Origin of the sequence: Arthrobacter sp. 2762, from assembly GCF_040548745.1 — a bacterium.
GTDB lineage: Bacteria > Actinomycetota > Actinomycetes > Actinomycetales > Micrococcaceae > Arthrobacter.
The window spans coordinates 76,999-97,711 of record NZ_JBEPSI010000004.1 but is presented as its reverse complement, the minus strand read 5'-3'; the positions used below and the strand labels follow the sequence as shown (position 1 = coordinate 97,711).

20 protein-coding genes are annotated in these 20,713 nt (G+C 61.6%); 7 read left to right on the top strand and 13 right to left on the bottom strand.

Features of this window, described 5'->3' with window-relative positions; genetic code table 11:
* Positions 1–2: 2 nt before the first annotated feature.
* Positions 3–1,094, bottom strand: a complete 1,092-nt coding sequence (locus ABIE18_RS09015) for an ABC transporter permease (protein ID WP_477515006.1) — start codon at positions 1,092–1,094, stop codon at positions 3–5.
* A gap of 125 nt (positions 1,095–1,219) precedes the next feature.
* Complete coding sequence (locus ABIE18_RS09010) at positions 1,220–2,848, bottom strand: ABC transporter substrate-binding protein (protein WP_499722371.1); 1,629 nt, start codon at positions 2,846–2,848, stop codon at positions 1,220–1,222.
* 319 nt (positions 2,849–3,167) lie between these two features.
* On the opposite strand from ABIE18_RS09010, the gene ABIE18_RS09005 reads away from it, so the two are divergent.
* Complete coding sequence (locus tag ABIE18_RS09005) at positions 3,168–3,995, top strand: caspase family protein (RefSeq protein ID WP_499722370.1); 828 nt, start codon at positions 3,168–3,170, stop codon at positions 3,993–3,995.
* Between the two features lie 45 nt (positions 3,996–4,040).
* On the opposite strand, the gene ABIE18_RS09000 is transcribed toward ABIE18_RS09005, so the two are convergent.
* Both ABIE18_RS09000 and mnmA read right to left on the bottom strand, forming a co-directional pair.
* Positions 4,041–5,666 carry a gluzincin family metallopeptidase gene (locus tag ABIE18_RS09000; RefSeq protein ID WP_499722368.1) on the bottom strand — a complete coding sequence of 542 codons (1,626 nt, stop codon included), beginning with the start codon at positions 5,664–5,666 and terminating at the stop codon, positions 4,041–4,043.
* Between the two features lie 102 nt (positions 5,667–5,768).
* Positions 5,769–6,890: a tRNA 2-thiouridine(34) synthase MnmA gene (mnmA, locus tag ABIE18_RS08995; RefSeq protein WP_477515176.1), complete on the bottom strand. Its 1,122-nt coding sequence runs from the start codon at positions 6,888–6,890 to the stop codon at positions 5,769–5,771.
* A gap of 196 nt (positions 6,891–7,086) precedes the next feature.
* On the opposite strand from mnmA, the gene ABIE18_RS08990 reads away from it, so the two are divergent.
* On the top strand, positions 7,087–8,340 hold the full coding sequence (locus tag ABIE18_RS08990; RefSeq protein WP_499722367.1) for an NAD(P)/FAD-dependent oxidoreductase: 1,254 nt from the start codon (positions 7,087–7,089) through the stop codon (positions 8,338–8,340).
* Between the two features lie 53 nt (positions 8,341–8,393).
* Here ABIE18_RS08990 and ABIE18_RS08985 read toward each other — a convergent pair whose 3' ends face one another.
* Positions 8,394–9,623: a cysteine desulfurase family protein gene (locus tag ABIE18_RS08985; protein ID WP_499722366.1), complete on the bottom strand. Its 1,230-nt coding sequence runs from the start codon at positions 9,621–9,623 to the stop codon at positions 8,394–8,396.
* 76 nt (positions 9,624–9,699) lie between these two features.
* Entirely contained in the window at positions 9,700–10,383 is a 684-nt protein-coding gene (locus ABIE18_RS08980; RefSeq protein ID WP_499722365.1) for a helix-turn-helix transcriptional regulator, read from the bottom strand.
* A gap of 91 nt (positions 10,384–10,474) precedes the next feature.
* Here ABIE18_RS08980 and ABIE18_RS08975 point away from each other — a divergent pair, with 91 nt between their 5' ends.
* Entirely contained in the window at positions 10,475–10,894 is a 420-nt protein-coding gene (locus tag ABIE18_RS08975) for a hypothetical protein (protein ID WP_499722364.1), read from the top strand.
* Positions 10,895–10,934: 40 nt separating this feature from the next.
* Here ABIE18_RS08975 and ABIE18_RS08970 read toward each other — a convergent pair whose 3' ends face one another.
* Positions 10,935–11,633, bottom strand: coding sequence for a hypothetical protein (locus ABIE18_RS08970; RefSeq protein ID WP_499722363.1), 699 nt, complete (start codon positions 11,631–11,633; stop codon positions 10,935–10,937).
* A gap of 87 nt (positions 11,634–11,720) precedes the next feature.
* The gene (locus ABIE18_RS08965; RefSeq protein WP_499722362.1) at positions 11,721–12,647 is read right to left on the bottom strand and encodes a diacylglycerol/lipid kinase family protein; all 927 of its coding nucleotides are present in this window, start codon (positions 12,645–12,647) and stop codon (positions 11,721–11,723) included.
* Positions 12,648–12,769: 122 nt separating this feature from the next.
* Here ABIE18_RS08965 and ABIE18_RS08960 point away from each other — a divergent pair, with 122 nt between their 5' ends.
* The 4 genes from ABIE18_RS08960 (at position 12,770) to ABIE18_RS08945 (ending at position 15,913) form a co-directional block, all read left to right on the top strand.
* Positions 12,770–13,714, top strand: a complete 945-nt coding sequence (locus ABIE18_RS08960) for a J domain-containing protein (RefSeq protein WP_499722637.1) — start codon at positions 12,770–12,772, stop codon at positions 13,712–13,714.
* A gap of 101 nt (positions 13,715–13,815) precedes the next feature.
* On the top strand, positions 13,816–14,283 hold the full coding sequence (locus tag ABIE18_RS08955) for a tRNA (cytidine(34)-2'-O)-methyltransferase (protein ID WP_224088121.1): 468 nt from the start codon (positions 13,816–13,818) through the stop codon (positions 14,281–14,283).
* Positions 14,284–14,472: 189 nt separating this feature from the next.
* On the top strand, positions 14,473–15,078 hold the full coding sequence (gene sigK, locus ABIE18_RS08950) for an ECF RNA polymerase sigma factor SigK (protein WP_499722636.1): 606 nt from the start codon (positions 14,473–14,475) through the stop codon (positions 15,076–15,078).
* 1 nt (position 15,079) lies between these two features.
* On the top strand, positions 15,080–15,913 hold the full coding sequence (locus tag ABIE18_RS08945; RefSeq protein ID WP_499722361.1) for an anti-sigma factor: 834 nt from the start codon (positions 15,080–15,082) through the stop codon (positions 15,911–15,913).
* A 106-nt stretch (positions 15,914–16,019) separates the two neighbouring features.
* On the opposite strand, the gene ABIE18_RS08940 is transcribed toward ABIE18_RS08945, so the two are convergent.
* The 5 genes from ABIE18_RS08940 to ABIE18_RS08920 all read right to left on the bottom strand — a co-directional run bounded on the left by ABIE18_RS08940 (position 16,020) and on the right by ABIE18_RS08920 (position 20,594).
* On the bottom strand, positions 16,020–17,423 hold the full coding sequence (locus ABIE18_RS08940) for a GntT/GntP/DsdX family permease (protein WP_499722359.1): 1,404 nt from the start codon (positions 17,421–17,423) through the stop codon (positions 16,020–16,022).
* Positions 17,420–17,965, bottom strand: a complete 546-nt coding sequence (locus tag ABIE18_RS08935; RefSeq protein WP_431115759.1) for a gluconokinase — start codon at positions 17,963–17,965, stop codon at positions 17,420–17,422. The genes ABIE18_RS08940 and ABIE18_RS08935 overlap by 4 nt, the downstream gene beginning before the upstream one ends.
* 74 nt (positions 17,966–18,039) lie before the next feature.
* Complete coding sequence (locus ABIE18_RS08930; RefSeq protein WP_499722357.1) at positions 18,040–18,819, bottom strand: PIG-L deacetylase family protein; 780 nt, start codon at positions 18,817–18,819, stop codon at positions 18,040–18,042.
* 5 nt (positions 18,820–18,824) lie between these two features.
* The gene (locus ABIE18_RS08925) at positions 18,825–19,778 is read right to left on the bottom strand and encodes an electron transfer flavoprotein subunit alpha/FixB family protein (RefSeq protein ID WP_499722356.1); all 954 of its coding nucleotides are present in this window, start codon (positions 19,776–19,778) and stop codon (positions 18,825–18,827) included.
* A 12-nt stretch (positions 19,779–19,790) separates the two neighbouring features.
* Positions 19,791–20,594: an electron transfer flavoprotein subunit beta/FixA family protein gene (locus ABIE18_RS08920; protein ID WP_216924063.1), complete on the bottom strand. Its 804-nt coding sequence runs from the start codon at positions 20,592–20,594 to the stop codon at positions 19,791–19,793.
* Positions 20,595–20,713 lie beyond the last annotated feature (119 nt).

Here is a 20,713-nt window from a genome sequence, read left to right as displayed (position 1 = left end):
GGTCAGTACCTCACTCGGGGATCGATGAGCGCGGCAATGATGTCCACGATGAAGTTGGTCACGGCGACGATGATGGCCAGCAGCACGACAATGCCTTGGACAGCGACAAAGTCACGGGCATTGAGGTATTGCACAAGCTGGTACCCCAGGCCCTTCCACTCGAAGGTTGTCTCGGTCAGGATGGCGCCGCCGAGCATGAGCGCAATTTGCAGGCCCATGACAGTGATGATGGGGATCAGCGCAGGCTTGTAAGCGTGTTTGGTAACCAGCCGGAACTCACTAACGCCCCGGGACCGGCCAGCCTCAATGTAGTCCTTTCCCAGCGTGCCAATGACGTTTGTCCGTACCAGCCGCAGGAAGACCCCTGCGGTCAGCAAACCCAAGGCCACGGCCGGCAGGACGGCGTGGGATGCAACGTCTCCAAGAGCAGCAAAGTTGCCGCTGCGAAGCGCGTCCAGCCAATAGATGCCTGATGGAGCTCCCAGGCTGCTCATGGTCAATTCCGTGCGCGTGGAGGCACGTCCTGCTACGGGGAACCATCCGAGCCACACGGAAAACGTCAGCTTGAGAAGCAGGCCTGAGAAAAACACGGGTGTGGCATAGCAGAGAATCGCGAAGAACCGCAGAACGGCGTCGGAGCTCTTGTCGCGGTGTTGGGCTGCGATGAGGCCGAACGGGATACCGACTGCGAGCGCCACGATCAGTGCGTTGATCGAAAGCTCAAGTGTTGCGGCCCCAAAGGTAGTGAGTACCTCGACGACGGGACGGCGGTCGGTGATCGTCGTGCCAAAGTTGCCGGTGATGAGTTGGCCAAGGTATTCGAAGTACTGGATCAGAACGGGCCGGTCATAGCCGGCATCGTGGATTCGCTGTGCCAGGACATCCGGTGGGAGACGTCCGCCTTGGGCAGCAGTGATGGGATCTCCAATGACCCTCATCAGGAAGAAGACCAACGTCACCAGAATGAAGACGGTGGGGATGATCAGGAAGAACCGGATCACGATGTACTTTCCAAGGCCTCCCCCGGCCTTGGACTTGCTCCTGGGAGCTACTATCCCGGGCTCCGCCTCGGGTACCTCTATAACTGTTGTCATTGTTACCTGTATTTCCTGCCCGTGGATTGCGCGGGCTTGGCTCATGCATGCCGGCCACCAGCGTGGTCAGCAAAGGAGGCGGGACACCGGATCAGTGTCCCGCCCCTTTCCATCACATGGTGTGGTTACTTCGAAATCGTTCCGAGGCGGAACTTGAAGGATGCGTCCAGCGTCTTCTCGACGCCGTTCACGCCACTTCCGGCCACCGCGACTTGAGCGCCCTGAAGCAGGGGCAGGGTTGAGATGTCCTTGGCCAGTGCGTTCTGTACATCCTTGATGTCTGCCTCCCGCTTGGTCTTGTCGGCCTCGGTCAGCTGCTTTGCAATCAGGTCGTTCACGGTCGGGTTGTTGTAGTGGTTCTTCAGGAAGCCGCCGTCCGGGAAGAACGGGGTCAGGTAGTTATCGGCGTCGCTGAAGTCGGGGAACCAGCCAAACTGGAACACGGGGTACTCGTCAGCGCGGCTCGCCTTGCTGTAGGTAACCCATTCCGTGGACTGCAGGTTGACCTTGAAGAGGCCGGACTTCTCCAGTTGTTCCTTGATCATGGCGTACTCGTCACCTGAGGAGCCACCGTAGTGGTCCGGGTTGTACTGCAGGTTCAGCGCAACGGGTTCGGTAATCCCGGCGTCCGCCAGGACCTTCTTTGCCTTGTCCAGGCTCGGCTTTCCGTTGTCCCCATAGGCATCCTTGAATGACTCGTTGGCGCCAAGGAATCCGCTGGGCACGTTGGAGTACAGCGGGAGGTAGGTGCCCTTGTAGACCTGGTCAGCGATGGCTTGCCGGTCCACGAGGTTGGCTACGGCTTGCCGGACCGCGAGCGCCTTGGCGGGATCAGCGCCGGCTGCCTTGGTGCCGAACGGCATGGTGTCGAAGTTGAAGGTGATGTAGCGGATCTCGCCGCCCGGTCCCGTCAACACCTTGACCTTGGAGTCCTTCCTCAGGTCGTCAACGTCCGTGGCACTGAGGCTGCGGAAGGCGACGTCGATATTGCCCTGCTGAATGTCCAGCTTGAGGTTGGTGGGGCTGGCGTAGTACTTGATGGTAGCTTCGTCGTTTGCCGGCTTGCCAAGGACACCCTTGTAGTCGCCGAAGGCCTTGAAGCTGACAAGTTCGTTCTTCTTGTAGCTATCGATCGTGTATTGGCCATAGAAGGCCTTGGCCTTGATGATCTCGTCGTCAGGAAGGACCTTGTCCGCGGGGAAAACTTCGTCGTCGACAATGGGCGCGGCAGGACTGCTGAGGATCTGGCTGAATGTCTGGTCGTTTGCCTTCTTCAGCTTGAACACCACCGTGGTGGCGTCAGGAGTGCTGACACTCTCGATGTTGGTCAACAGGGACGCCGGGCCGGCGGGGTCGTTGATGGCAACCTGGCGGTCAAAGGAGAACTTGACGTCCTTGGAATCCAGCGTGTGTCCATTGGCCCATTTCAGGCCAGACTTGAGTTTGACGGTGTATTCGGTTGGCGCCGTGAACGAGGATGACTCCGCAAGGTCCGGGACCGGTTCTGCACCACCTGGCTTGGAGTTCAACAGGAACGAGTAAATCTGGTTCATCACCATGAACGAACCATTGTCATAGGATCCTGCCGGGTCCAATGCGGTGACTTTGTCTGTGGTGCCGTAGGCGATCGGGCCGGCGGCAGCCGGGGCGGACGAGGAACCGCCGCCGGAGGGGCCCGTGCATGCAGTCAAAGCGAGGGCGGAAACGCCCGCCAGCGCGATAACGCCATGCAGGGCCTTCTTCTTCAGTGCCATCTGTGAACCTTCTGTTCGATGGATTAGGCGCGCCGCCGTGGGATATTTGTGACGGAGCGCACTCTTGATTCCACGATTCAATCAGACTTCAGCGCCCCCGGGCCCTTGATTTTGTGATTCGAGACACAATATTTACCTACGAGTAGGTTTTCCAGCGGCCGCCAAAGCATTGCCCCTGAAGGATCGCCGGAATATCTTTATTCCGAGTTGATAAGCGCTGATCACGGAAAGGCGGAACGCAGCCGTGGACAGCATCCAGGCGGCGGTTCAGGGGGCCGCCGAGGTAATGGGTGCAAGTACCAGTCCTAAGGACAGGAACATGAGCAAGGCAGCCCTCTGCGTGGGGATCAACAAGTTCAAGTATTTACCGGAATCGAGCTGGCTTCACGGTTGCGTTAATGACGCTGAAGACCTGGCCGCCCTCCTTGAGGCGCAGTATGGATTCGCCTCCTCCAGCATCAAGGTCCTGAGGGATGCCAAGGCCAACAAAAAGTCCGTGATGGCCGAACTCAACAAATTGGTCGATAGCGCGGTGGAGGGAAAGTCCAACCACATCGTCTTCACATTCTCCAGCCATGGCACGCAGATACCTGATACCAGCGGCGATGAGGTGGATCGGCTGGACGAGGCCTTCGCCTGCTACGACATCAACAACGCCGGCGACTCATGGGACCCGGAGACAGTGATCAGTGACGACGAGTTGGCCACGCTCTTCGGGCGGCTGCCGGAGGGCGTCCTCATGGACGTCGTCCTGGACACCTGCCACAGCGGCACTGGACTGAAGTCCCTGGACCTCTTGCCGGGCCGACGCCCGCGTTTCCTGCCTGCCCCAACGCCCCGGGCTGTGATCGCAAACGAGTTCAGCGACGCCCGCACCCTTCGCGACCTTGTGAAATCACCCATGCTGTCCAGGCCTGTGCTGATGGCAGCCTGCCGATCGGACCAGACGGCCGCGGACGCCCTGATTGAGGGCCGCTACAACGGAGCCTTCACGTATCACTTCGTGAAGTCCCTGCAGGGCAATGGCACAGCAAGGCGGGCGGAAGTCCTGAAGCTGGTGAGCAAGGGGCTCAAAGGCGGCGGTTTTGATCAAGTCGCCCAATTGGAAGGCACGACGGCGGCACGCAAGGCTGCCTGGGGCAGCTAACCTTCCTTGGCGTCATCGAAAGGGGCCTCAGATATTCCCCCGCGCCTATTCCCCCGTGCCGTGGAACTTGTCCCTGACACCGGAAGACGCGGCTTCCTCGGCGTCGTGCTGTTGATCGGAACCAAACAGCATTCCCTGCCGCTCCCGGTCCATCACTGGTTTGAGGGCGGCGTAGACCAGACGACCACCGGCGTCGAACCTGAGGAGTCCTCCTCCACGGACATCCACGAAATCCCGCCGCGTTTTCAGGCCAAGGCGGACGTAGGCCTCCTTGCGGCTCATCCGCACCGTTTGAATGAATGATGCCCCAATTTCGGAGATGATGAAGCCGTCCGGTGACACACGTTCGGACGTACGTACCCGGGTAGAGCTCAGTGGAGTGCGCCGCTCCAGGCGGGCCGCGTCCAGGAGCCGCGGGTTTTCCCACACGAAGCGTTGGACTTCCTGGGGGTCGGACCCCAGGGCCGACAGCCGGATGGGATAGCGAAGCCCCTGGTAGCTATCCACCCCACTGATGTTGTTCAGTGACACCCTACGGATTCCAATGGCCGAGAATTCCGTCTGCAGGGCATCCCGATAGCCGTAGGTGTCTTCCGGGACCATGTCCAGGTCTGCGGCAATGATGCCACGTAAGAGATCCCGCCAAGTCACGTCCACGGGTGGCATGTAGGAAAGGCCTCGGATCACCATGCGCAGGACCCTCATGGCCACGATTGAACCTGATTCGGCTTTCTGTTGCAGGCTTTGGTTGTCCCCAAAACGCGCATTTCTCTGCGACCACAACCGCTGGACGGCCCGGAGTACGGCCCCGACAACCACGGCGCCGCGCGCGTGCGGTTCCAGCATGGTTTGCCAGCCCTCAGGAATAGCGCCAACAAATGGCTCCCTCAACGGACCCCGTGCAAAAAGGTCCCTCGCAAAGTCAAAGAGGGATCTCATGAGGATCGCGTCGTCCACAACCTGTCCTGCCTCAAAGCCGTCGCCAGCAGCTTCAAGCTGACGGAAGACCACCTCACGGGATGAAAACACCGACAGTATGGCCACCAGGTCTGCCAGTGCCTCGTGCATGGCAAGTTGCTCTATGGTGGCCAGCTGGTCTGCCCACGCAGGCCGGAATCCGTCAAGGATCGCATGGGTGACTTCGTGGGCAACGATGTCCCTGTACAGTGCAGTGGGTACTTTGTAGCCCATGCGGTCCACCGAGCCGAAGCGGATGGTGTTCGTACCGCGCTCATATCCGGTATCGATGGCTGTGACACGATCCCTTGCCTTCAGGACCACCCGCCCCTCCGGATTCCAGGGCATCCGCCGGCCGAGCGTGGATTCGAAGATATCCAGGGTGCTCATGGCCACGCCGTAGACGTGCTGGGCAAGGAAACGGGTATCGTCCAGGAGTTCGCGAAGGTCCGTGGGCGGAGGTTCTGAAATCAATTGCCAGGGGTCGCCTTGGCGCGTCAGGGTAACGGGCGACACGTTGGTTCCACGCCACTTCCGGATGTGGATCGCGTAGCGGTGTCCAGTGGGGCCACGCCGCAGCCGCTCCACGGGTATCCGTACTTGGGCTGTCGCCGGTGGCGCCCCGCCGCTGCCTATCGGCCCCTCTGCAAGGACCATCACTGAGACCATCTGCCCGGCTTTGATGTCTCCCGGGCTCTTCTTTGGAAATGCCACAGTCATCGCCATCCCGAGTGCGGACCCCAACACACCGCAGCGGTTGCGCTGCTTAGGCCAGTATGGGGGCCCTCAAACCCGGAGGCAATAATCCGGCAACGGCTAGAGAACTGCCCTCTGCAGGGAACGCGCGGCGTCGATGGTTGCCTGTCCCAGCACCCGGGTGCCCTGATACAGCACAACGGTCTGGCCAGGCGCCACTCCGCGCAGCGGTTCGGTCAGGGTGACCACGAGTTCGGCGCGCTCAACACCCTCTTCATCCACGACCGGCTCAATGTGTGCACGGGCAGGAACGGGGTCACCATGTGCGCGCACTTGGGCGTGGCACTCGAATTCCGCACCTGTCCCAACCTCGGAGATGGGCAAACCAGCCCAGGACACCTTGATTCCGCGGATTTCATCGATGGCAAGGAGCGCTTCCGGCCCCACAACAACCTTGTTTTCCTTTGGCCGGATTTCCAGGACGAACCGGGGCTTGCCATCGGAGGCCGGTGTGCCCAGCTTCAGTCCTCGGCGCTGGCCGACGGTGAAGGCATTTGCACCCGGGTGCTCGCCTACCTTCGTGCCAGTTTCGTCCACGATGTCGCCGGTTGTCATTTCGATTTTCTCGGCCAGCCAGCCACGGGTATCTCCATCGGAGATGAAGCAAATATCGTGGCTGTCCGGCTTGTTTGCCACCGACAAACCCCGCCTTTCGGCCTCGGCCCTTACCTCGGCCTTGGAGGGAGTGTCCGCCAGCGGGAACATGGAGTGCTTAAGCTGCTCGTGGGTCAGGACGCCCAGGACGTAGCTTTGGTCCTTGGCCCAGTCCGCCGCACGATGCAGTTCGCGGTTGCCGTCGGCGTCTTCGATTACTTTGGCGTAGTGCCCGGTGCAGACAGCGTCAAAGCCCAGGGCAATGGCCTTTTCCAGCAAGGCAGCAAACTTAATGCGCTCATTGCAACGCATGCACGGGTTCGGCGTGCGCCCGGCAGCATATTCGTCGATGAAGTCCTGGACGACATCTTCCTTGAAGCGTTCGGAGAAGTCCCACACGTAGTACGGAATCCCCAGGACATCACAGGCGCGCCATGCATCGCGGGAGTCTTCAATCGTGCAGCAGCCCCGGCTTCCAGTGCGAAGGGTGCCGGGCATGCGCGACAACGCAAGGTGGACTCCGACGACGTCGTGTCCGGCCTCGACGGCGCGGGCGGCGGCCACGGCGGAGTCGACTCCGCCGCTCATTGCTGCAAGTACTCGCATGCTGGCTTTCCGTGTTTTAGGGGTTTTTGGATATTGATTCCGGCTGAGGCGAGCCGGCACGCCCAACTATTCTAGCTCCCGCACCAATGCCCGCGCTAAATCCCTTGACTGGGCATAGGACGAAATCTAAAGTCAAAGTATGCTGTTTTAGAAAATGCCAAGACAGAGGTGGGCTGAAATGACACATGAGCGAATGGTCATCGCCGGCGGCGGCCTGGCCGGCGCGACCACAGCAAAAACCCTTCGATCAGAGGGGTTTGCTGGACCAATCACCCTCCTGGCATCCGAGGAGCGGATCCCGTACCTTCGGCCACCTCTGTCCAAGGAGTTCCTTCTGGGCAAGGCCGACGAGGATAGCGTCCCGGTGGTGCCGGCCGGCTGGTACGAAGAAAACGACGTCGAACTCCTCCTGGGCAACCCCGCAGTGGGCATCGATGTGGGAAACCGAACCGTAACCCTCAAGGACGGCCGGACCCTTGACTACGCCAAACTGCTGATAGCCACCGGGGCCCAGCCTCGGCACATCCCGCTTCCCGGCAATGACCTGGAAGGCGTGCTGACTTTCAGGACCTTTGAGGACAGCCTGCGCCTGCAGTCCCTGCTCAGGGACGGAGGCAAGCATGTGGTCATGGTCGGTTCCGGGTGGATCGGCATGGAACTGGCTGCGGCTGCCCGCAGCTACGGCAATGATGTGGTCCTGCTCGGCTTGGAAGAAATCCCGCTCAGTGCTGCCATCGGCCCTGAACTCGGCAACTACTTCCGGGCACTCCACGAAGAGAACGGCGTCAGCTTCAGGCTGCCCGCGAGTGCTGCCGCCATCGAGGGGAACGATGGCCATGCCTCCGCAGTTCGAACCAACACTGGAGAAGTCCTTCCCGCGGATATCGTCATCATTGCAGTCGGTGTAGTGCCTGACACATCGTTGGCAGAAACAGCAGGGCTAAGTCTGGACAACGGAGTCCTGGTGGATGCCGCGCTTCGCAGCAGCGTCCCGGACATCCTTGCAGCAGGTGACGTTGCCAACGCCCTGCATCCCTTCACCGGAGAGCATCATCGCAGCGAGCACTGGGCGAATGCACTTAACGGCGGCAAAGTGGCCGCCAAGACGATGCTGGACCAAAATGCCGCCCTGGATGTTGTCCCCTATTTCTATACGGACCAGTTCACGCTCAGCATGGAGTACTCGGGTTTCCCTTCGCTGACCTCCGGCGTTGAGCCCGTAATTCGTGGGTCGATCGATGAGGGCAGTTTCATCGCGTTCTGGATGCGCGATGGCCAGAAGGAGCAGGGCGAAGTGGTGGCCGGCATGAGCGTGAATATCCGCCGCGTGCAGAAGCCGATCAAGGCCCTGATTTCCGGGCGGGTCCCCGTGGACGTAACCCGTCTGACAAATCCCGATGTTCCCCTTGAGGAACTGTTGCCCCACAACTGATTTTTACCCTGGACTTTTTGCCCGGAGCGATTCCCTGGTTAGAACTCCCCTGCTTAGAACTCCGTAGCGCCGCGCCGCGCTACCGTTGCCGCTGTCTGGATGCTGGATTCATGACCGGCCATGCCTGCTTGACGAGCCCGTGAACAAGCTTCGGGCAGCGCCTTAAGCAGGGCATCGATGTCGGCATCTGTTGAGCTGTGCCCCAGGGTGAAGCGTTGAGCACCACGGGCAGTATCTTCGTCCAGCCCCATGGCCAGGAGGACGTGGGAGGGACGGGGCACCCCTGCTGTACATGCCGAACCGGTGGATGACTCAACGCCTGCGAGATCGAGAAGGAACAGCAGAGAATCTCCCTCGCAACCGGGAAAAGTAAAGTGGGCGTTGCCGGGCAGCCGACCGTCCCCGGGTGCCCCACGGAGCACCGCGTCCGGTACGGCCTCCCGAACCCCGGCAACGAGACGGTCGCGCAGCCTGCTGATTCGCTCGGCCTCCGCGGCCAGATTAGCCGTAGCGGCCTCCGCAGCCGCGGCGAAGGCGGCAATAGCCGGCGTGTCCAGTGTTCCCGAGCGCACATCGCGCTCCTGCCCGCCGCCGTGTTGAACCGGAGTCAAATTAATCGCCCGCCCGAGGAACAACGCTCCGACTCCGACGGGGCCGCCGAGCTTATGCCCCGACACTGACATTGCAGCGAGTCCGGACGCCAGGAAATCGACCGGCACGGAACCGAAAGCCTGGACGGCATCTGAATGTACGGGAATCCCGTATCGGCTGGCCAGCTCCACGATCTCAGCAACGGGCTGAATGGTGCCCACTTCGTTATTGGCCCACATCACCGTGACAAGCGCAACGGACTGGGGGTCGCGCTCCAGTTCGCGCTGCACGGCATCGAGCTGCACCGCACCTTCTGCATCGACAGGCAGCCACACGGCCTCGGCTCCCTCATGACGCTCAAGCCATTCCACCGTGTCCATGACCGCGTGATGTTCGACGGCGGGACACAGGATCCGGGTTCGGCGAGGGTTTTCGTCATGGCGGGCCCAGAAAAGGCCCTTGACGGCCAGGTTGTCGGCCTCAGTCCCACCCGAGGTGAAAATTACCTCGGACGGGTGGGCTCCAGCGGCCGCCGCCAACGTTTCGCGCGCATCTTCCACCGCGCGCCTTGCCCGACGCCCGGCTCCATGGAGGGAGGACGGGTTGCCGGTTCGCGCCAGCTCGCGCGTCATGACGGCAAGGGCTTGGGCCGACATGGGAGTGGTTGCGGCGTGGTCGAGGTATACAGGCACGTTGTAATTCTACCGGCGGCGTCAGCGCTGGGTCTTGGGCAGGTCCTGGGGCCAGGTCTTGGTGTCGGGCCTGGGGTCAGGTTTTGGGGCCCGGTTCAAGGCTGCCAATCCGGGCACAGCAATGACCAGGGCCAGGTTCCGGAAGGACGTTGTCAGCGCTAAGACCGGATGCGGTGGCCGCGCCCTTGAGGAATGCGCCATTCATGGCGCAGACCACCTCCTCATGATCCTGCGAGAGCCGATGGAAAGGGCAGTTAAGCAGCCGGTACCCTCCGGCGTCATCAGCGGTTGGCTCATAGCCAAGGTCCGCCAGGGCACCCAGGAAATCGCCGGGCCGGCCCGCTTCCTGGCCCTTGCGGCCTGCAACATCCATCAAAGCGTCCCGCACGGGCAAATCTCCTTTCAGGGAACGCGTGATAGCTGTAGCCATCAGATCCCCGGCGAGATCGTACTGGCGCTCAGGGACAGAGGCAACAACCTCATCCATGGCCGGGCGGTAGAGCTTGGCAGGCCGGCCGGAACCGGGCCCGGCTTTGTCGGAGGACTTTCTGAACTCCACCTGCAGGACGCCATCCTTCACCAACCGATCCAAATGGAAGGAGGCCGTGCTTCGGGGAATACCCAAGGCATTGGCCGCTTCGTCCCGGCCTACGGCGTCTGCAGCACCGCGCACGTAGGCGAACAACACCCGGCGGTTGTCGTCGTCCAAGGAGGCGATCGCCGAAATCCTTTGGAGCCAAGAGTGTCGCACAGTGGTCATACAGCCAGAATATCTCTAAAAACAAGATTCGTTGCTTAATCTTCCATGGAGATCTAAAATCAAGATATCCATTTTTAGAAAGGAATGCGTCATGGAAGCCGCAACCACCCACATGAGCCCCAAGTCCAGCCACAGCGACCTCCGGGACCCTTCCAGGCAGGCCTTTGTCCTCCTGAGGACGGTCTTCACGATTGCCCCGATCATTTTCGGGCTCGATAAATTCAGCAACCTCCTGGTGGACTGGACCGTCTACTTGGCGCCCGCAGCCACCGCCGTGGTACCTGTTTCAGCCCAGACCTTCATGTACGGCGTGGGAGTCATCGAAATTATCGCCGGCATCGTCGTCGCCCTGCGGCCGCGCTGGGGATCCCTCATTGTCGCCGCCTGGCTGCTCGGCATCATCGTCAACCTGCTGGTGCTTGGCTCGTTCTTCGACGTCGCACTGAGGGACTTCGGCCTGCTGGTCGGAGCACTCGCGTTGAACCGCCTGGCCACCGCGTTCAGGAAATAACACCGCGTTCAAGAAACAACTCGGCGTTCAAGAATAAAAGTCACGCTGGTGGGACCACGGCCAACTGGGACTGGACCTCAGCCCTGGCCTTGGCCAAGGTCCCACTATCAGGACAAGCAACCGATATATACACAGAGGAAGCCGGGCTGCTGAAAAGCCTGGCGAGGACCAAGGCCGCGGTGCCACCGGAAGCTGGAGCTGATTCCAAGGCCAATAATTCCACGCGGTGCTCCGGCTTGCCGGAATCCTGGCCCCAGCGCAACGAGGCCGGTGTTAGCTTGTCCACAGCGATGCCCGGATCCAAGTAGCGGAACAGTTCCTTCGTGGACGCGGCGTCATCGCCCGGCACCACTAATGGTCCCTGGTTAACGCTGACCCGTACAACCACCATGCACCCGTCTGTCTTCGCGTACCGGGTTTCACCTTGCAAGCCGGAGTGCACAACGGACCATCCTGGCGCCTCTTCCAGGCGGCTGGACACTGCTACCGGATCTCCAGGCGCCAATGTGCCTCCCGCACTCAAGGGCAGATCCTTGGCGGCGAGTGCCTCAACATCGTGTCCGGGCGTGATGGTTGGGGTGGACAGCGTCGACTCGGAAGGTGAAGGCTTCGGTGCTGCCGGATCAGGCACGTTCACACTGCATCCGGCAAGCAGCGCACCCAAGGCACCCAAAGCAGCCAAACCAGGCACGGCGCCCACCATCGCCGGGACCTGCCGTCGTCCAACACCCCGTGTCATCGGCGATCCTCTCTTTTGCTGGCGGGTCTTTTGCTGGCGAGCCGCTTCTGCCGCCATCGAGTCTAACCGCCCGCAACAGCAGTTCAACTAAGCAAGGACGCAGAGACCCCCGGGCACAACCTGAACCTCCACAGGCAACCTGCCCACGCGCTCGCCGTCGGCGTAGGCCACTACACCTTCTGCCTCCAGCCGCACCTTCCGTACCCGGCGGATCTCCACGGCCGGATGGCCAAGGTGTTTGCCGGCGAACACCTTGGGAAACACCGCCAGGAAATTCAGCCGCGATAACGGCTTGACCATAAACAAATCCAACCACCCGTCGTCGGGCAAAGCATCGGGCGTAATTCTCATCCCGCCGCCGATCGATTGGCCGTTCGCCACCGAAATCAGCAACGCCGGCTGGCGCCACTGCTCGCCGTCGGCCGTCACTGTGTATTCGATACGCCGGAAGGAACCGAGTTCCCGGAGCATCGCCAGGTTGTAACGGCTCTTTCCCTTGGGCCAACGCCACGAGTTCGCCCTCTCATTAACGGCAGCGTCAAATCCAGCAGACAGGACCCCCGCAAAATAGGTGCTTCGCCCGCCGGCGGTGACGCGTCCGGCGTCGATCTTCCGCCCGCCCGATGCCATTGACGCCAGCAAGCGATCGCAGGCCGCCTTCGTGTCCGTGAGTGGCAAGCCCAGCAGCCTGGCAACATCGTTGCCAGTGCCAGCGGGAACAATTCCCAGCGGAACGTCCTTTCCTGCGAGCGCATTGACACCCAAATGGACCATGCCGTCCCCGCCCACCACAACCAGCGCACGGACGCCTGAAGTCAGGGCCTCATCAACCAGGGTCCGGAGATCGTCATAGCTTCCCGCTTCCAGCACGACGACGTCACAACCCCCGGCGCGAAGGCAGGCTGCGGCCTCGTCCCCGGCAAGGCCGTGACGGCCGAACGATGCTGTTGGATTTATGGCAAGGGCGATCTTCTCCGCCGCGTGCGTGGGATTCTTGGGCGCCGGAGGATTCACCTGCTGAATTATGCCAGCCGGGAACCACCGCGCCCGCTGCCGACGTTCTCATAGTGGCTGGATAAACTGGCCATACCGCCCCGCCAATGGAGCGGACCACCATCCTAGAGAAGGGCCTGTGCTTGGCCGAGGGCAGCAGTTCCCACTATCAGGTTCTTCGTGTGTCCGTCACTGCGACGGACAAGGAGATCAAGGTGGCATATCGGAAGGCCGCCCGGAAGGCCCACCCCGATCACGGCGGCGAGGCTGAAATGTTCCGCCGTGTAACGCTCGCGTATGAGACCCTGATTGATCCGAAGCGTCGGGCCGAGTATGACCGGAGGTATGCCAGCGGCACTTCCGTCCGCTCCCAACCGCGTCCGGGCGACTACACAGGCGCGCCAGCGCCGGGTCCGGCGACCAGCGCAGGGGTCAGGCGTCCGCAGGCCCCGCGCAACACGGCCGGCGATCCGCCCGTTTACGTTCCCGCCTTTGATGACCCCCTTGAGGTTCCCCTCATTTCGATGGCAGAAGCTGCCCAACAGGTCCATGGCTTGCCGCGAAAGCGCGGCATTTTTGGAGCCGAAGCCCGCATCCAGCGCGAGATGCGCACAGTTCAACTCATCAGTAGGCAGGTCCTGCCTGCCATCCCCGCCGCACGGCTTATCAACGGGCTCCGCTCCCCCTCTGACAACAACCACATCGACCACGCGGTCCTTTCCGGCTACCGGCTGGCATTGGTTGGGTCCATGCTGTTGCCCAAGGGCGCCTACGCATGGGACGGCAGTTCGTTGCGCCACGGCGGCCGGTCGGTGGCTCCGCCGCAGCTCGCCCACATCGTCCGCCACATGCAGGACATCTTCCCCGAGTTGAACGTCACCGGCTGGGTGGTCCTGCACAGTCCTGACGGTAACCTGCATGAACCAGTCATTGACCAGTACGGCAAAGGGCAGTCCAGCCATAACGCGGTTGAGGTAGTCAATGGCGCAGGATTGGTCCGCGGTTTGAAGCAGTTCCTTGGTTCAGGACCAGCACCCAACACCGTGGTGGTGCCAGTTCTTGCCCGCTTGCTCCGCGGCATGCACTGACATCTTGCTTTCGCCGGCACTGGTTGAGGGCACTGGTTGAGTCGTCAGTATGAAGCCAGAGCGATGGGACTGGCTGGGACTGGACTGGCTAGGATGGGACGGTGTTCCGCATCCTCTTCCACACTCCAGAAATCCCGGGCAATACGGGAAACGCCATTCGTTTGGCCGCCATCACCGGCGCCGAACTCCATCTGGTGGAGCCTCTGGGCTTTGACTTTTCCGATGCCAAGCTGCGCCGGGCGGGCCTGGACTACCACGACCTCGCCGTCGTCACGGTCCATAAGGACATCAACGCGGCTTGGGCAGCCCTGCAGCCTGAGCGTGTGTTTGCGTTTACGTCCGACGGCGAAACGTCCTACACAGATATCAACTACCGTGAGGGTGACGTGCTGATGTTCGGCCCTGAATCTGTAGGCCTCCCGGATTGGCTGAAGAAGGATCCGCACGTCACTGCCCGGGTGCGGCTCCCGATGCGGCCTTCCCTGCGTTCACTGAATCTGGCAAACGCCGCGTCCATTGCCGTTTTCGAGGCGTGGCGCCAAAACGGATTTGCCGGCGCCAAGGTGTAGCCCATCCGCGGCGCCCGCAGCTGCGAATAACCTATGCAGGATCAATTCCTGCCTTGGACATTCGATGAGGGAGCCGATGTGAGCGCGCTGGAGGCCCTGGTGGTGGCGGCAACCCGCTGCACGGCCGTGCGCACAACGCCACGCCCTTGTGCTGCGGGTTTCAAACCGCACGACTTATGCTGGACAGTGATGGACATCCCCAACAATCCCGGTCCCCCGGTCGTCGAGACTTCGGGCACGGCGACAGACCTGAACCAGCAGCTCACCCGCCTGCTTGAATTGATTGCTGCGGGCGATCAGGTGGCCTTCGCCGAGTTTTATCGGCTGACCTCCAGACGCGTCTTTGGCATGGCCAGGCGCATCCTGATCGACTCCGAGCTGAGCGAGGACGCCACCCAGGAAGTCTTCATCCAGGTCTGGCAGGGCGCCGCCAGGTTCGATCGCGCGTCCGGCAGCCCCATGGCTTGGCTGATGACCATCGCTCACCGCCGTGCCATCGACCGCGTCCGTGCCGTGCAGGCAGCTACGGACCGCGAAGCCCGATACGGCGCAGCGAGCCAGGACCTTGATCGCGACGTCGTATCCGAGGAAGCCGACACGAACTTTGAGGCCGAGGCTGTCAGCCGGTGCCTTGGCACGTTGACGGATACCCAGCGCGAATCTGTCCGCCTTGCCTATTACGGTGGGCTCACTTACAGGGAGGTTGCGGAGCACCTTGGTGCCGCGGTCCCTACCATCAAGTCCCGCATCCGCGATGGACTACTGCGCTTGAAGACCTGCTTGGGGGTGGGCTGAAATGAGCGAAAACAACGGTGGAGGATTTGTCCGCAGAATGTTCGCCAATGACATCGCAACCGACTTGGCCGAGGGCCGTGTCCTCGAACTCGCGGAAATCTATGCCTTGGACGCGGTCACTGAATCCGAACGTGCCCTGATTGACGATTACGTCAAGGACGCTCCGGAAGGTCCAGCGTTCCAGGAGCGGGTCCGCCAGGCCCGCGAGGCCCTGGTGGTAGGTTTCGCTCCTGAAGAAGAGCCTCCCGCTGCCGTCTTCGCCAACATCATGGACCGGATCAACCGGGAATCTGACATGGACTCCCCCGCAAGGCCCGGCATTAATCCAAAGCCTGAGCCAGTCGTCGACGAACTGGCACTCGCCCGTACCGAGCGCGGAGAACGCCGCGGCCTCGGGCGCGGACGCGCGTGGCTGGTGGGCGCAGCGGCTGCTGCCGTCATCGCCTTGGGTGGCGTGGGAGTAGGCGCGTACGTAGCCGGCCAGAATGATCCCGTGAACCAGGTCCTGCAGGCCCAGGACGTCCAGAAGAAGACGGCCCAGGTTCCCGGAGGCGGCACGGCAACCATTTCAGCTTCCTCCGCCAAGGACTCCTTTGTGGTGTTGATGGACGGCGTTGCCCCGGCCCCCAACGGTAAGGTCTACCAGTTGTGGACGTTGCCCAAGGATGGGTCAGCCCCCGTGCCGCAGGGCACTATGGACGCCGAGACGTTGTCCAAGCCGGCGGTGGTGAAGGGACTGTCCGCAGCTTCCTCAGTAGCCATTACGGTGGAGCCCGCCGGCGGATCAAGCTCACCCACGCAGCCCCCTGTGTTGGTGGTTCCGCTGAGCGCCTGATGTCAGCCAAGCCTGGCGTCAACGCTTAAGCCCCGACGGCGGCCGCGCACCTTCCGTGAGAAAGGCGGGGCGGCCGCCGTCGTTCTTGCCTGGAGTTGACCGGCAGCTACAAAACGAGCGACAACAGCATCACGAAGCCGAAGCCAACCAGGGAGATCAGGGTCTCCATCACGGACCAGGTCTTGAAGGTCTGACCGACTGTCAGGCCGAAGAGCTCCTTGACCAGCCAGAAACCTGCATCATTCACGTGCGAGAGGAACAATGAGCCTGCACCGATCGCCAAGGCGAGCAGTGCGGCATGGGTCGGGGTCAAACTGCTGGCCAGGGGCGCGACAATGCCCGCAGCAGTAACCGTTGCAACGGTTGCCGAGCCCGTGGCGAGGCGGAGCGCCACCGCCACAATAAAGCCCAGCACGAGGACGGACATGTTGGCCCCTTCGGCCCACTTTTTGACGGCGTCGCCCACGCCGGCGCCAATCAGTGTCTGCTTGAAACCACCGCCAGCTCCAACAATCAGAAGGATCGCAGCGATCGGGCCAAGGCTGTCGCCCAGCTTGGCAGTGATCTTGCTGCCGGTGAATCCCACTGCATACCCGAAGCTCACAATGGCAGCGAGTACCGCCAAGGTCATGGCGACCAGGGGCTGGCCCACGAAATCGAAGAAGATCCTGATCATCGGAGCGGTGGCCGCGTCCGGCCAGATGATGTCGCCCAAAGCCTTTAGCAGCATGAGGACTACCGGGAAAATGATGGTCAGCAGTGTCACCAGGAACGAGGGCTGGCGCTTGACGTCGCTGAGGTCTGCGCGGTGCTGGGTGTCGATGCCACCCGCCACGGCGGGAGCGTCCACCGGAACCCAACGCGCAGCCAGCCGGGAGAAAAGCGGTCCACAAATGATGACCGTGGGAATGGCTACGAGGATGCCCAGGCCCAGTGTTGTTCCCAGTTCGGCTTTCACAGCGCTGATGGCAATCAGGGGTCCCGGGTGCGGGGGCACCAGGCCATGGAGCACAGAAAGGCCCGCCAAAGCAGGTATCGCGATGCGCATGAGCTTCATCCCGGATCTCTGCGTCACAAGGACGATCACAGGAAGCAGGAGCACAAGACCGATTTCGAAGAACATCGGCAGGCCAATGATCACTGCCACGAGCGTGATCATCCAGACGATCTTGTTGCCGGTGGCCTTGGCCAACAAGGTGTCCACTACCCGGTTGGCTCCACCGGAGTCCGCGAGCAACTTGCCTAGCATTGCGCCCAAGGCAATCAGGAGGCCGACTTCCTTGAGGACGCCGCCAACTCCGTCCTCGAAGTTGGTAATGACCTTGCCCAGTTCCACGCCTGAGGCGAGGCCGACAAACGCCGAGCCCAGCACCAGCGCCAGGAATGGGTGGAGTTTCAGCTTGGCGATCAGAACGACGATCAGCGCAATACCCAACGCTGCCACCACAAGAAGTTGGGTGTCGTGCGCGGACCACTCCTGTACCTGTGTGGCCGTTTCCAGTGCGATCATGACGCTGCCGCTTCGGTACCGGCGCCCAGGGGACGCAAGCCGAGCCGATCGATGACTTCGTCCGCCTCTTCAGCAGGCGAGGCCGAAACACACAGCGAGATGTAGTTCTCGTCTTCCGTGGGTTCCTCAAGTGCTTCAAACTGCGACTCCAGGAGCGACGGCGGCATGAAGTGGCCGTGCCGCGACGCCAGCCGGTCCGAGATCTTATCTTTGCTCCCTTGCAGGAAAACGAAGACAACCCCTTCGCCCCGGAGCACGTCGCGGTACTTCTTCTTCAATGCCGAGCACGTGATGATGGCCGGCGTACCGGCATCTGTGTGTTCCCGGATCCACTGGGCAATGATGCCAAGCCAAGGCCACCGGTCCTCATCGCTGAGGGCCTGCCCCGAGTGCATCTTGGCCACATTCGCTTCCGGATGGAGATCGTCGCCTTCGGCGAGATCCCATCCAAGCTTTCCGGCCAGAACGCCGGCTACAGTCGACTTGCCCGAACCGGAGACTCCCATAATCACCAGTACGGGTTGCTGTGCAGTCTTCGCCATCAAAGTCTGCCTTCCTCGAATAAATATGATTTAACCGAGGTCCAGCATATGACACGGGTTACATAACGGCAATGTCAGAAGCCGGCGATGGTACTGGATCCGTTGACGGACACCACGTGGAAACTCTCAGCACTGGCCCCGGGAGGAAGCCCTGCACGCGCACCGTTGGCCATCAACATGCCACGGACCACGCGCTCCATCCCCTCGATGTCCGGGTGCTGGCTCGCGTGGATCCGGATCGCATCGAGCTTGGCATCAACATGCTTGGTGACATCCACGAAATGGTTCTCACGGTCCTCTGGACTGCAAATAAACCAGAGCCAGGGCAGCTTGTAGGCTGCCAATCCGGCCTCGGCCAACTCAGGATAGGCAAAGGGATTCTCCACGGCAGGATAAACCGCCCGGGTCACGGCTTCCCCTGCTGCGAGGTGATCGGGGTGGCTCTTCTGAAGGCGGTCCCAGTTCCGTTCCGGGTGCATGGTCAACACGATGTCCGGGCGGATCTCCCGGATGAGCTTCACAACCTGCTTGATGACGTTGTGTGTCGGCTCGAGGTAGCCATCGTGTTCGTGCAGGTAACGGATGTCGTTGACTCCCACCAACTCTGCCGCGCGTTGCTGTTCCGTGGCACGGAGTTCGATGATTCCTTCCCGGTCAACGGGATCAAACCCGCCGGCGTCGCCGTCAGTCATGATGCAGTAGGTGACCTGTACGCCAGCAGCAGTCCACGCAGCTATGGTTCCTGCAGCTCCGAAGTCGATGTCGTCAGGATGGGCAGTAAAACAAAGCACCCGCTCAACACGCTCCGTGGAGGCGTTGAACGGGCTTTTTGCTGACGAAACGCCAGAAGTCAAAGGGATCAGCCTTTCCGCTTTTTGATCTCAGCTGTTGCCTGCGGCACAACTTTGAACAGATCGCCGATGATGCCGAAGTCCGCGATCTCAAAGACAGGAGACTCTGCATCCTTGTTGATGGCCACAATGACCTTGGACGTCTGCATTCCGGCCTTTTGCTGGATTGCTCCTGAGATGCCTGCCGAAATATACAGCTGCGGAGAGACAGTCACACCTGTTTGGCCCACTTGCGCGTCGTGGCCAATCCACCCTGCATCGGTTGCTGCCCGCGAAGCACCAACCGCAGCACCAAGGGCATCGGCGAGTTCTTCCAACGGGCCAAAGTCGCCATCGACGCCCCGCCCGCCGGCTACAACGATCCGGGCCTCGCTGAGGTCGGGCCGGCCACTGGCGGGCTTCTCCGTGCGCGAGGAGATCCGGGCCGCATTCGCTGCAGCATCTGCAGGAACCTCAACCTTGGCTGTCGCGGGAGCTGTGGCTGCGCCTGCCCGCTCTGGTTCCACGATGTTCGCTTTTACGGAAAAGACCGACACCGGAGTGGTGGCCTTCGCCGTGGTGTTGTACGAACCCGCGAGGACCGACTTGTGGGCGGTGCCGTCCGCATCCAGACCAACGACATCCGTGATGACTCCGGCGTTGAGCTTAATGCCGAGTCGTCCCGCGACCTCTTTGCCCTCGGGCGAGTTTTCGATCAGGACAGCGGTGGCGCCTGCAGCCGCCACTGCAGCCGCGAGGTACGCGGCCTTCGGCGCAACCAGGTAGTCGTCCAGGTCCGCCACAGAGGGCTGGTAGATCGTCGCCACGCCATAGGCACCCAAGGTGGCCGCGACGTCGTCGGTTAAGTCACCGTTGATCGCGACGGCGGCCTCCCCCAGCTTCCGCGCAAGGGTCAGGAGCTCCAAGCTGCTCTTCTTGAGCGCAGCCCCGGGGTTGTCAATGAAAACAAGTGCATTTGCCATGGTTGGAGTCCTTTAGAGCAGCTTCTGTGCGGCCAGGAAGTCGACGAGCTTGATGCCGGCGTCGCCCTCGTCGGTGATGATCGTACCTGCGGTCCTGGGCGGGCGGGCAGCTGCAGACTCCACAACCGTCCACGAGCCTGCCTGGCCTACCTCGGAAGGATCGACACCGATATCGGCAAGCGACAACGAGGCAATCTTCTTCTTCTTGGCTGCCAGGATTCCCTTGAAGTTGGGGTACCTCGGTTCATTGATCTGGTCTGTGACCGAGACGAGCGCTGGGAGCTGCGCTTCAACTGTTTCCGAGTGGGAGCCGGCGTCGCGACGTGCCACCACGGTTCCGCCGTTAACCTCGAGGCTGGAAGCAAACGTAAGCTGCGGGAGCGACAACCGCTCGGCCAGCTGAGCCGGGATGAGCGAGGTCTCGCCGTCAGTGGAAGCCATGCCGGTCAGGACCAGGTCCACCGGGCGTCCATCTGCGGAGAGATGGCGGATGGTGGCCGCAAGCGCCAACGATGTCGCAGCGGCGTCCGAACCGGCCAACGCGTCATCGCTGAGGTGGACCCCGGAGTACGCGCCAATCTGCAACGACTTCTTGACTGCGTTTACGGCACCGGAGGGCCCCATGCTGAGGGCAATGACCTCGTTGCCGGCTTTGGCTCCGCCACGCTCTTCAGCCAGCTGCAGTGCTGCCTCAAGCGCGTACTCGTCAAGTTCGGACAAGATGCTCTCATCGCGGTCAGTTGTGTTGCCGGGTCCGGTGATGTGCCGGTCGAACTGCGCGTCCGGGACGTGCTTGACCAGAACGACAATCTTCAATGTCTCTTCCACTGTCTTCGAAGCAGCCTTCCATGCTTGTGGACGGCCAACCGCAGGAGCGTGGCCGTGAATTGCCCAGCGCGTGGGCTTCCCCTAGCTAAGCATATTGCCCGCAGAAA

Coding starts and splice junctions, on each gene's coding strand:
- ABIE18_RS09015 (WP_477515006.1), bottom strand. CDS start 1,094: ATGACAACAGTTATAGAGGTACCCGAGGCGGAGCCCGGGATAGTAGCT.
- ABIE18_RS09010 (WP_499722371.1), bottom strand. CDS start 2,848: ATGGCACTGAAGAAGAAGGCCCTGCATGGCGTTATCGCGCTGGCGGGC.
- ABIE18_RS09005 (WP_499722370.1), top strand. CDS start 3,168: ATGAGCAAGGCAGCCCTCTGCGTGGGGATCAACAAGTTCAAGTATTTA.
- mnmA (WP_477515176.1), bottom strand. CDS start 6,890: ATGAGCGGCGGAGTCGACTCCGCCGTGGCCGCCGCCCGCGCCGTCGAG.
- ABIE18_RS08990 (WP_499722367.1), top strand. CDS start 7,087: ATGACACATGAGCGAATGGTCATCGCCGGCGGCGGCCTGGCCGGCGCG.
- ABIE18_RS08980 (WP_499722365.1), bottom strand. CDS start 10,383: ATGACCACTGTGCGACACTCTTGGCTCCAAAGGATTTCGGCGATCGCC.
- ABIE18_RS08975 (WP_499722364.1), top strand. CDS start 10,475: ATGGAAGCCGCAACCACCCACATGAGCCCCAAGTCCAGCCACAGCGAC.
- ABIE18_RS08970 (WP_499722363.1), bottom strand. CDS start 11,633: ATGACACGGGGTGTTGGACGACGGCAGGTCCCGGCGATGGTGGGCGCC.
- sigK (WP_499722636.1), top strand. CDS start 14,473: ATGGACATCCCCAACAATCCCGGTCCCCCGGTCGTCGAGACTTCGGGC.
- ABIE18_RS08945 (WP_499722361.1), top strand. CDS start 15,080: ATGAGCGAAAACAACGGTGGAGGATTTGTCCGCAGAATGTTCGCCAAT.
- ABIE18_RS08940 (WP_499722359.1), bottom strand. CDS start 17,423: ATGATCGCACTGGAAACGGCCACACAGGTACAGGAGTGGTCCGCGCAC.
- ABIE18_RS08935 (WP_431115759.1), bottom strand. CDS start 17,965: ATGGCGAAGACTGCACAGCAACCCGTACTGGTGATTATGGGAGTCTCC.
- ABIE18_RS08925 (WP_499722356.1), bottom strand. CDS start 19,778: ATGGCAAATGCACTTGTTTTCATTGACAACCCCGGGGCTGCGCTCAAG.